This is a genomic window from Olleya sp. NP1-10, assembly GCF_055804415.1.
Genome location: NZ_CM147840.1, coordinates 3,454,795 through 3,466,730, shown reverse-complemented (window position 1 = coordinate 3,466,730; position 11,936 = coordinate 3,454,795). Strand labels below are relative to the sequence as shown.

The 11,936-nt window shown below is 32.2% G+C and carries 7 protein-coding genes and 2 pseudogenes; 1 reads left to right on the top strand and 8 read right to left on the bottom strand.

Annotated features, from left to right (window positions below; genetic code table 11):
* Window positions 1-69 precede the first annotated feature (69 nt).
* The 4 genes and pseudogenes from AC0L4B_RS16300 to AC0L4B_RS16285 form a co-directional block, all read right to left on the bottom strand.
* Window positions 70-1,281 (bottom strand): bifunctional alpha/beta hydrolase/OsmC family protein, encoded by a 1,212-nt coding sequence (locus tag AC0L4B_RS16300; protein WP_473437837.1) that lies wholly within the window; start codon window positions 1,279-1,281, stop codon window positions 70-72.
* A gap of 56 nt (window positions 1,282-1,337) precedes the next feature.
* A pseudogene (locus AC0L4B_RS16295) lies at window positions 1,338-1,909 on the bottom strand (YdeI/OmpD-associated family protein).
* A 1-nt stretch (window position 1,910) separates the two neighbouring features.
* Complete coding sequence (locus AC0L4B_RS16290) at window positions 1,911-3,560, bottom strand: M1 family metallopeptidase (RefSeq protein WP_473437836.1); 1,650 nt, start codon at window positions 3,558-3,560, stop codon at window positions 1,911-1,913.
* Window positions 3,561-3,613: 53 nt separating this feature from the next.
* Window positions 3,614-5,812: a bifunctional alpha,alpha-trehalose-phosphate synthase (UDP-forming)/trehalose-phosphatase gene (locus AC0L4B_RS16285; RefSeq protein WP_473437835.1), complete on the bottom strand. Its 2,199-nt coding sequence runs from the start codon at window positions 5,810-5,812 to the stop codon at window positions 3,614-3,616.
* A gap of 81 nt (window positions 5,813-5,893) precedes the next feature.
* On the opposite strand from AC0L4B_RS16285, the pseudogene AC0L4B_RS16280 reads away from it, so the two are divergent.
* Window positions 5,894-7,692, top strand: a pseudogene (locus tag AC0L4B_RS16280) (glycoside hydrolase family 15 protein).
* Window positions 7,693-7,775: 83 nt separating this feature from the next.
* Here AC0L4B_RS16280 and AC0L4B_RS16275 read toward each other — a convergent pair.
* The 4 genes from AC0L4B_RS16275 to AC0L4B_RS16260 form a co-directional block, all read right to left on the bottom strand.
* On the bottom strand, window positions 7,776-9,107 hold the full coding sequence (locus AC0L4B_RS16275) for a M28 family peptidase (RefSeq protein ID WP_473437834.1): 1,332 nt from the start codon (window positions 9,105-9,107) through the stop codon (window positions 7,776-7,778).
* 80 nt (window positions 9,108-9,187) lie between these two features.
* Window positions 9,188-9,412, bottom strand: a complete 225-nt coding sequence (locus AC0L4B_RS16270; protein ID WP_054851480.1) for a hypothetical protein — start codon at window positions 9,410-9,412, stop codon at window positions 9,188-9,190.
* A gap of 309 nt (window positions 9,413-9,721) precedes the next feature.
* Window positions 9,722-11,530, bottom strand: coding sequence for an acyl-CoA dehydrogenase family protein (locus AC0L4B_RS16265; RefSeq protein ID WP_473437833.1), 1,809 nt, complete (start codon window positions 11,528-11,530; stop codon window positions 9,722-9,724).
* 36 nt (window positions 11,531-11,566) lie between these two features.
* Window positions 11,567-11,923, bottom strand: coding sequence for a four helix bundle protein (locus AC0L4B_RS16260; RefSeq protein ID WP_473437832.1), 357 nt, complete (start codon window positions 11,921-11,923; stop codon window positions 11,567-11,569).
* Between the last annotated feature and the right edge of the window lie 13 nt (window positions 11,924-11,936).

Here is an 11,936-nt window from a genome sequence, read left to right as displayed (position 1 = left end):
ATCTGACAAAAGTTGATGCATTAACTTCTTAAAAATTAGTTAATATTATGCCTGCTAATTTTAATACATTTATACTAAAGAGGTAACCACGTCAATATCACTATGTAATGTTTTATGTACAGGACATTTATCTGCAATTTGAAGTATACGTTGTATTTGCTTATCGTCTAAAGTTCCAGTTAGTTTAATCTCTCTGTTAAAAGTGTCAACTTTAATTTCTTTTGGCTCTCCATTTTCTACAATCTGCTTTGCTTGTTTAGAGTGAGAGGTATGCACTTCAATATTTTGTAAATCCCAACCTTTTCGTTTTACATACATTTGAACACTCATTGCTGTACAAGCAGATAATCCTGCAGAAACAAACTCATAAGGTGAAGGACCAAAATCATTACCTCCAAAACTAGTAGGTTCATCTGCCATCATGGTATGATTACCGACCGTCATTTGTGTAGTAAAACCATCTTCTTTTTCTAAACTAGCAACTGCTTGATGCGTCGTTTTAAGGGTCTCGATAATAGGGATAGAAATATAGCGTTTCGCCCAAGTTGCAATGACACTTCCAACGTAAACAGAATCTTCTTTTTTCATTAATAAATGATCAGCACCATCTAGAGTTACAAAACTTTTTGGATGTCTAGCAACCACATAAATGTCTTCTGCATTTACAATACCAACGGTTGTGTCTTGAGGCGAGTGCATAACTAATATTGCTTTGCGTAAGTGTTGTGCAACGTCAGGTAACGATTTTGTTTGGATATCGTCTAAAAATTGTTTTTTGATAGTAAATGGACGTCCTCCAATATTAACATTAGCTTTTCCTGTAGCGTTAATTTCTTCGACACTATTTTGCATTAAATGTTGTACATGTTTTGGGTTTGAAGGCGCTCCAATTGTTGCTACAGCTTTAACAGATTCTATTTTTGAGGCTGCAAAAATAACAGCAGCACCACCTAAAGAATGACCAATTAGTAAGGAAGGAGCAATGTAATTTTCTTTTAAATAATTAGAAGCACTAATTAAATCCTCTACGTTTCCAGAAAAATTAGTGTTTTCGAAATCCCCTTCACTTTCTCCTAATCCAGTAAAATCAAAACGTAAGACTCCAAAACCATTGGCTGTCAATTCTCTTGAAATATTTTTTACAGCTGATAAATTTTTATTGCAAGTAAAACAATGTGCAAAAATGACAAAATTATGAGGATGTTGATTAATAGGAAGCTCTAAACGTCCAATTAATTGTTGTCCTTCTGTATTTGTAAAATTTACTTTTTTAATATTCATTGTAATAGGTTTTTTATTCAGTCGGAAAATATTTAAAGCCTTTCAAAATGATTATACTACCACGTCTCTCTAGATTTAATATTAGCTTCGCATAATTTAATAATTTCTGTAACTCTTTTTGCTTAGTAGCCTCTCGTTTAGCTTGGTTTAACCAATATAAATAACTTTTTCTGTAGGAAGGTGCAAAGTTATTGTAGTTACTAAAAGCTTTGGGATTCTTGTCAAATGCAAGTTGTAACAGGTCTGGAATGATGCCTTTTTCAACTGCATCTAAAGCGGTCCAACTTCCGTTTTGCTTGCCAACTTCAATTATTTCTATACCTTTTGGATGCATTAAATCCTCAGCTATCAAAGTTTTAATATGTTTTTTGTTTAAAGCACTCCACACACTTTTTGGGTTTCGTTTGCAAAAATATTGTCTACGTTTTCCGTCGCCTAAACTTTTAACAGTACTATCGATCCAGCCATAACATAAAGCAACTTTTACAGCCTCTTCCCAACGCATACTTTGTTTTTTGTGGTTTACTTTGTAAAAGATAAGGTAAACGCCTTCATCGTTATCATGATTGTCGTGTAGCCACGCTCTCCATTCAATATCTGTTTTAAAATAGAGCTCTTTACGATTCATTTTAAAGTTTTTTTGTCTCTATATAAAAATCTCTGTCTATAACTATCTCAGCGTTTTTAGTTTTTAATTTTAGAGTTTGATTTTTTGAATTTGGTGTAATCCACTGTGAAACACCATTGACTTCAATTTGAATTGGCATTACAAAGTTTTCAACTGTATTATTCCATTTGTAAGTTAATTTTTTACCATCATAATTATACTGTAATTCAGGGATATTTGTAGTACGCAAATACTGATTAAAGAAGCCTTTTAAATCCAAACCAGATTCTTCTGCTAAACACTCTTCAATTTGTTGTGTTGTAACTGTTTGATGATAAAACTTACGATTTAGAGTACGTAGTATTTCTCTCCATTTTTTGTCATTATTTACAAGTTGACGTAAGGTATGAAGCATATTTGCACCTTTATAATACATGTCCCCAGATCCTTCTTTATTAACATTATAATGCCCAATTAAAGGTCTGTCGTTTTGAATATTTCGTCTTGTACCAATAACATAATCTGCCGAAGCTTGTTTTCCATAATAAAAGTCGATAAATAACCCTTCAGAATAAGCTGTAAAGCTTTCGTGAATCCACATATCAGCAATATCCACATTTGTAATATTATTAGCAAACCACTCATGACCAGCTTCGTGAATAATGATGAAGTCAAATTTTAAACCCCAACCTGAACCAGATAAATCACGACCTAAATACCCTTTTATATATCTATTACCGTAAGTCACAGAACTTTGGTGTTCCATGCCTAAATAAGGGACTTCTACTAGTTTAAAACTATCTTCGTAAAAAGGATAAGGACCAAACCAATGCTCAAATGCTTTCATCATTTTTGGAGCATCATTAAAGTGTAGTTTAGCTTTTTCTAGATTGTCTTTTAGTACATAGTAGTTCATATCTAAATCTCCTTTTTCTCCTTTGTATACCTCAGAGAAATTAGCATAATCACCAATATTAATATTTACACCATAGTTATTAATAGGATTTGCTACGTGCCAATGGGTTGTAATGGTTTCATCTTTATTATTTACAATACTTTTAAGCCTACCATTAGAAACATTCATTAAATTTTTAGGAATGGTAACGCTAATATCCATACTGTCAACTTCATCATACATATGGTCTTTATTGGGCCACCAAACACTAGCACCTAAACCTTGACATGAGGAGGCTATAAAATGTTTTCCGTTATTGTCCTTTTTCCAAGAAATTCCACCATCCCAAGGAGCTCTAACTGCTTCACGTGGTTTACCTTCGTAATAAGCAACAACACTATTAATTTCGCCTATGTTTTGTTGTTTTTCAAGAGTTACAAAATGCGCATTTCCATCGTGCTTTATCTTTAATTTCTTATTATTTTGAGTCACTTTAGTTAAAGTTAATGGCTCTTGTAAGTCTATTTGTAAAACCTGATACGGTTTTAAAACGCTATAAGTGATTGTGTTTTTTCCAGTAATAGTTTTGTCTTCTGGATTAACCTTAATGTCTAAATGGTAATGCGTTAAATCCCACCATTCACGCTCTGGAGTAATACTACCACGAAGTGTGTCTTGATGTGTAAAATTGTTTTTTTCTTGAAGTAAACCTTCATTATTTTGAGATATACAATAAGTTGCAATAAAACAAGTAATTAATATAACTAGATTTTTCATGTATTTAAATTGAATGTAAAGAACAAAAATAGATTAGTTTTTAATAAAAATAATTAAACTAACTGCTTTAAAAGTGCTCTAACTTTTTCTGGATCCTTAATTTGATATTTAGCTTTTGTTTTAACGTATCCTATTTTTATGGTTGTAGCCAAATCAGGAGCTACTTCAAACATATACTCATCTGTCCAATCGTCTCCCATTATTAAAATAAAATCATAGTCTTCTTTCATTAACAATTGTGTTGTAGCTCTACCTTTATTAACGTTACTACTTTTTATTTCAATAACCTTGTTTCCTTGTAAAACAGATAACTCATTATTAGCAACCATACTGGTTAAAACAGTATTTAGTTCCATGGTACGTATTTGAGCTAGTTCTGGATCTGCTGTTCTGTAATGCCAAGCTAAAGAGTATTCTTTTTCTTCTATAAATGTACCAGGAGTCCTGTCTACAAAAGTTTCAAGAATGGGTTTAATGTTTGTCATCCATTCTGTTTTTAAAATTTCTAAGGGTGTCCATTGATTTTGTTCTCTCATCCATACTCCATGATCTGTAATTAAATCATAAGATTTATTACCATACCAGTTTTCAAAAGTGGCTTTGTCTCTTCCACTTATTAAACATAATTTGGTGTTATTTTGATTTTCAAACTGGTCTAATAAACCGTAAAGTTCATCATCTGGTTTTGCATCTTGTGGATTGTCTTTAAAGCCAACTAAAGTACCATCATAATCAAGAAGGATTAATCGTTTTTTTGCTTTTTTATAAGCTTCAACAATATCGTTTTGTACAGATTCATTTATTTTTTTAGATACGACTACGTCTTGTAATTTATTAGTAGCCTCAAGGGTTTTAAAAAATTCGTCAGCCCATTTTTCAACATCATAACGCTTTAAACGTTTCTGAAGAATTTTCATTCTATTATGTTGTTCTTCTAAAGGCATTGTTAATGCTTTTTTAAGTGCAGATGCAAAATCTTCAAAACTATTTGGGTTAATAAGTAAAGCTTCATTCATTTCTTTGGCAGCTCCAGCCATTTCACTTAAAATTAATACACCATCTTGTTTAGTTCTAGTGGCAACATATTCTTTAGCAACTAAATTCATACCATCTCTTACAGGAGTAATTAATGCAATGTCTGAAGAAGTATATAAATCTATTAAGTTTTCAAAGGGTAACGATCTGTAAAAATACCAGATTGGAGTCCAACTTACTGTTGAAAACTCTCCATTTATCCTGCCGACTAATTCATCGGTTTCTTTTTTTAATAATTGGTATTGTGGTACACCAGATCTAGAGGGTACAGCAAGCATTACTAGTCTTACTTTTTCTTTGTATTCGGGATGTTTATTCAAAAAATATTCAAAAGCCCTAATTCTATTTGGTATTCCTTTGGTATAATCTAAACGGTCTATAGATAAGATTAATTTTTTGTCATCATCTTCATTTAAATGAGTATCAATTCTTTTTTGAAGTTCAGAAATTTCAGTGTTAGGATTATCATGTTCTAAAGCAGCATCATGAAATTTATTATAATCTATTCCCATTGGAAAAGAATCCACTTTTACAACCCTATCATGATAAGTAATTTCATTAAAATTAACATCTAAACGCAAAATTCTTTTAACAGAACTTAAAAAATGACGTTCATAATCGTAGGTATGAAAACCAATAAGATCAGCACCAAGCATACCAGTTAATAACTCTTCACGCCAAGGAAACGTCCTAAAAATCTCGTAAGATGGAAAAGGTATATGTAAAAAGAAACCGATAGTTACTTCTGGTTTAACGTCTTTAATTAGTTGCGGTAGTAATAATAATTGGTAATCATGTATCCAAACGGTATCTCCATCTTCAATGGTATCTAAAACGACTTCAGCAAATTTTTGATTAACACGTTTATAAGCTTCCCATTGGCTGTCTTCAAACTCAGTATATTCTAAAAAATAATGAAATAAAGGCCATAAAGTACGATTACTAAATCCTAAATAAAACTGGTCAATATCGTCTTGTGTAAGTCCAACAGCTTTACATTTTGCATCTTTAACTTTTGCATCAACCTCTTTTTTTAGGTCAGTATCTAATTCTTCATCAGTAATACCAGTCCAACCAACCCAAAGTCCATTACCATCTGCATGAACAGATTTCATACCTGTTGCCAATCCACCAACACTAGGTGTTACATTAAGCTGGTCTTGATCTATTGATATTTGTAGCGGTAACCTATTCGAAACTATTATTGTTTTATTCATAGTAATATTTTGGATGGTTTTATAGTTTTTTGTTAATTTAAAGAAATTAGTAATTATACCACTACTTTAAACAGAAAAATAATGAACAATTTAGATTACGGAATTATAGGAAATTGTAGAAGTGCTGCTTTAATATCAAAAGATGCATCAATAGATTGGTGTTGTTTGCCTAAATTTGATTCAGCATCAGTTTTCGCTAAGTTGTTAGATGATGATATTGGAGGTAGTTTTGGATTTAAAGTTGACGATGGCTATACTACAGAACAATTTTATCTTGAAGATACTGCAATATTAGTTACACGATTTACAGAAGGCGATAATATATTTGAAGTTATTGATTTTATGTCAAGATATCATAAGCCAAACGGAAGCTATCATTCTCCTCCAGAGTTTATTAGATATATTAAATACATCTCTGGACAACCCCAAATAAAGGTGGCTTATGACCCTAAATTAGAATATGCAAAAGGCGTAACTTCAACCTATGTAAAAGATGATTTTATTGTCAGTTTAAATAATGAAGATACCTATGATACGTTATTTTTATATACAGATTTAGACAAAGAAAAGGTCTTAAATGGAGATGTTATTACATTAGATTCTGATCATTTTTTCTTGGTAGGTTATAACGAAAAACTATTTGTACCAAACTTGAAATATGCAAGTTTAGAATATGAGCGTACTAAAGTTTATTGGTTAAATTGGTTAGAGCGTACACCAACATATAAGAAATATAACAAACAGATTTCACGTAGTGCCATGACTTTAAAATTACTAAGTTATGATAAAACAGGAGCAGTTTTGGCAGCAGCGACCACATCGTTACCAGAAACGATAGGAGAAGTCAGAAACTGGGATTATCGTTTTTGTTGGATTAGAGATGCGTCCATGGTCATTAAGGTCATGTCAAAACTTGGTCATAAAAATATAGCCAGACGTTACTTAAAGTTTATTATAGATTTGATGCCTGAAAAGGATGAGAAATTACAAATCATGTATGGTATAAGCGGAGAAAAAAATTAACAGAAACCTCTTTAGACCATCTTTCAGGTTATAAAAACTCAAGTCCAGTAAGAGTTGGTAATGCTGCTTATATGCAAAAGCAGAATGATATTTATGGAATATTAATGGACGTAATACATCAATTACTTCTTAATTTTAGTAATGATATCGATAATGGAGAAGAGTTGTGGACCATGACCAAAGGTATTGTTTGGGTAGTAAGTAATCATTGGCAAGAACCAGATAAAGGTATTTGGGAATTTAGAGAAGGAGATCAGCATTTTACGTTTTCAAAAGTATTATGTTGGACAGCAGTAGACAAAGCTTTAAAAGTAGCCAAAATATTAGGTAAAACATCCAAATTACCACGTTGGGAAGCTTTAGAACAGGATATTAGAAAAGACATCATGCAAAATGCTTGGAACGAAAAAGCACAAGCTTTTACTCAAGCTTATAACTCTGAGGATTTAGATGCCTCAGTTTTATTAATGGAATCTTATGGATTTATTGATGCAAAACACCCCAAATTTGTAAGTACCGTTAAAGCTATAGAGCGTGATTTATGTTATGAAGGTTTATTATATAGATATAAAAATAAAGACGATTTTGGTTTACCTTCATCATCTTTTACTATTTGTACGTTTTGGTTTATAAATAGTTTATATAAAATAGGAGAGGAGCAAAAAGCAACAGAACAATTCGAAAAACTGTTGTCTTATAGTAATCATTTAGGCTTGTTTAGTGAAGATATAGATTTTAAAACAAAACGATTATTAGGTAATTTTCCACAAGCCTATTCACATTTAGCTTTAATTGAAACTGCTATTAATTTATCTAATGTTACAGCAGAAGAAAAAGTAAAAGACTCTATAAGTTAACTTTTTAAAATGAAAAATAGAATAAACAAACAAGCCATTTCAATCTGAAATGGCTTGTTTGTTATCTTATAAAAGGTGTAAGGTTATCGCATGATTTTATTAGGAAACACAACAGGACTTTCAAAACCATCTTTTCCTACCGAAGCTATTCCAAAAAAATAGTTATCTATGACAATACCATCTAACATAAACTCTGAAACATCACCAACATAACGACTATGATCCCAAGTTGGAGACGTGGTATCTCTCCAATATATTTTATAACCAACAGCACCTTCAACTTTATCCCATTTAAATTTAACCGACGGTTCTACAATACCACCAATAGCAACAGTCGTTGGAGCAGGAGGAGCCCAAGCCAAATTGGCCATATTTATTGCATTAACAGTTGTTAGTTTTTTAGCGTATTCAAAATTAACATGTTCTATAACATCTCCATATTTAATACCATTTTCTTCTCTAATATCTTGGTGTTGTTGCGTATAGTTTTCATGAGCTTCCATAATTCTAATTCCTGCAAAACCAAGATCATTAAAAGGTCTGTGGTGTCCACCACGACCAAAACGATCTAAACGATAAACCATCATCGGATTCATTTCTGGCATATACGTTTTTACAGTTTTATGGATATATCGTGCTAATTGACGTGAAATACCATCAACTTCACCACCATAAAAACGTCTTAATCTTCGCTGTTTTTCAGTCTCGTTAGCAGGAACAGGTTCAGAGAAAATTCTAAACGTACGGTTGTCAATAACACCATCTACACCTTTAATGTTTCCAATCATGTCATTATTAAGTATACCAATAATATCCCAGTTTTGTTCCTTAGCATATTTAGCTAAACCACCACCACCAAAAAGACCTTGTTCTTCACCAGATAAGCCAACATAAACAATACTGTTTTCAAATTGATGTTTAGATAAAACCCTAGCAGCTTCAATTGTTCCAGCCATACCAGACGCATTGTCGTTAGCACCTGGAGCGTCTTTAGTAAACTCCATGGTATCACTACCTCTAGAATCAATATCTCCACTCATTATAATGTAACGATTTGGATATTTTGTACCTTTTTGAATCGCAACCACGTTTACTACCCAAGCATCGTGTGGTACACGTCTGTTACCTTCTTTAGTTACAAAATCCTTTTGATAAAACACCTCTAAACAATCTTTACAGTCTTTTGATATAGTTTCAAATTCAGATTTTATCCAACGTCTGGCTGCACCAATGCCTCTTGTTTCAGAAATAGTATCACTAAACGTATTTCTAGTACCAAAATCGACTAATTTTTGAATGTCTTTTTCTATACGTTCTGCAGAAACAGCATCAATAATATCGTATATTTTTTGACTAGTTTGCGCAGAGGCTATAACAGTTGTTAATAGTAATAAGGGAAGAATTAATTTTTTCATTTATTTTTTTCCTAAAAATACGAAAAAAGAAAAGCTGTTTCAAAATAGAAACAGCTTTTAAACTTTTATAACAATATTTGTTACTCAACAACTTCATTTTTAGTTTCATTTTCTATTGTTGGTTCTTCTGATTTGCCCATAAAAAATAAAGCACCTCCAATAACAATAAGTCCTATTTTAATGATCCAAGCAGGTGTTTCTCCCCATTCATAAATCCACATTAATATTGTAGGAACACGTCCCATAAAACTTAAAACAATAGCGAATAACCCGAAAAAGGCCATATAACCTCCAATTTTTTTCATATTTATATATTTAGTTGGTTTTTGAATTTAAATATATAAAAAAATAGTTTTTATAAAGTTTAAGCTCATATTTTTTATTGTTTTTGAAGAATAAATTATTTTATTTTTTAACTAGTAGTTTTGGTTATATAATTGTTTGACAAACTTAATTCCAAACAATCCTCTGCTACTAGAGGATTGATTATACTTTTCAAATTTATTAAAGCTTAAATGATTTATATAATTAAGATTGCGAAGAGTAAGTTTTAAGGAACAAAAAAAGCTACTTCATTACAAAGTAGCCTTTTTAGGATAATTAAAACTTAATTTTTAGAAGCAGTATTTGTTTTCTGCTTTTACTTTTTCAGCAATCTCGATACGTAAGTCTACGATATCTGGATAGTTAGCGTATTTTGTAAAACGCTTAAGCCCCATTAACATCATACGTTGTTCGTCTCCTTCAGCAAAAGAAATAATGCTTTCCTTTCCTTTTTCTTCAACGATATCAACAGCGTGATATAAGTATAATTTAGCCATTGCGATTTGAGCAGATTGCTCTGCTTCGCTAGTACGTTTAACGTTTTTCTCAGTTCTTAAAATTGCAGATTCTGCCATGTAGATCTCAATTAAGATATCTGCAGCTGCAATTAATAATTGTTGGTGCTCTTCTAATTGAGGACCAAATTTTTGAACAGCACCACCAGCAACCATTAAAAAGGCTTTTTTAAGCTTTTTAATCATTTCTTTCTCTTCTGAAAATAATTCAGAATAATCAGGAGTTTCAAAAGATGGTATTCCCATTAATTCTTCTTGAACTTTAGATGCTGGACCTAGTAAGTCAACGTGACCTTTCATAGCTTTTTTAACAAGCATACCAACGGTTAACATTCTGTTGATTTCATTAGTACCTTCATAAATACGAGCAATTCTAGCATCTCTCCAAGCAGATTCCATAGGAGTTTCTTCAGAGAATCCCATTCCACCAAAAATCTGGATACCTTCATCTGCTGCGTTTTGTACATCTTCAGAGACAGCAACTTTTAAGATAGAACACTCGATTGCATATTCTTCAACACCTTTAAGTTCTGCTTCTTGATGAGTATTTCCAGCAGCTTCACGCATTGCAATTCTGTCTTCAATGTTTTTAGCAGCTCTGTAAGTCGCAGATTCACCAGCATAAGCACTAGCAGCCATTTCTGCTAATTTAGTTTTTATAGCACCAAATTCAGCAATAGGTGTTTTAAATTGTTTACGCTCGTTTGCATAATTTACAGCAGTTGTTAAGATTCTTCTTTGCGAATCTAAACAAGCAGCAGCTAATTTAATGCGTCCAACGTTAAGTGCATTCATTGCAATTTTGAAACCTTCACCACGTCCAGCTAACATGTTTTCAGCAGGCACTACAGTGTCGTTAAAAAATACTTGACGCGTAGAAGACGCACGTATACCTAATTTGTGTTCTTCTTCACCTAAAGTAATTCCGTTAGGATTCTCACCATCATATTCAACGATAAATCCAGTAATGTTTTTATCATCTTCAATACGAGCAAAAACAATCATCACGCTACAGAAACCTGCATTTGAGATCCACATTTTTTGTCCGTTAATTTTATATGATTTACCATCTGCAGAAAGTTCCGCGGTAGTTTTACCAGAATTGGCATCAGATCCTGCTCCAGGCTCTGTTAAACAGTAAGCACCAAACCACTCTCCAGAAGCTAATTTTGGTACGTATTTTTGTTTTTGCTCATCAGTTCCATAAAGAGTAATTGGCATAGTACCAATACCTGTATGTGCACCAAAAGCAGTACTAAATGATCCAGTTCCAGAAGAAATGTAATCACATGTTAATACTGTAGAAACAAATCCCATTCCCATTCCTCCAAAATCTTCAGGAACAGCAACACTTAAAAAGCCCATTTCTCCAGCTTTACGCATAACTTCTTCAGTTAGTGCATAGTCTTTAGCTTCAAAACGTGCTTTATGTGGTATAATTTCACGGTCATTAAATTCCATTACAGAATCTTTCATCATTGCTTGTTCTTCTGAAAAATCTTCAGGAGTAAACACATCGTCACAATTTGTTTCTTTTACTAAGAATTGACCTCCACGAAGGATATCTTTTTCTGAATCTGCCATATTTTTATTCGATTTTTAGATTTCTAGAACCAAGAATCAAGACAGTTTAAGTCCAGATTTGAAACTTGAAATCATTTTTTGTATTTGTTTTATTTTGTTTTCTAATTCTTTAAATTTTTCTTCTGAAATATAACTTTCATTAAAAGCGACATTCAGTTGTGTTTCCCATTCAAATGCCGAACCTAAACTGTGCTCTAAATAATTTGCAAAATGTTTATTTGAACTTTTACTAGTTCCTTCAGATATATTTGAAGGAATAGAAACAGCGCATCTATTCATTTGACTCATTAATCCATAAGTTTCAAACTTTGGAAAACTTCGAGTTATTTTGTAAGACTCTGAAACTAACTCCATACTTTCAATCCAAATTTTCAACTTTTTGAAGTTATGCATAGCGTCTAGTTTT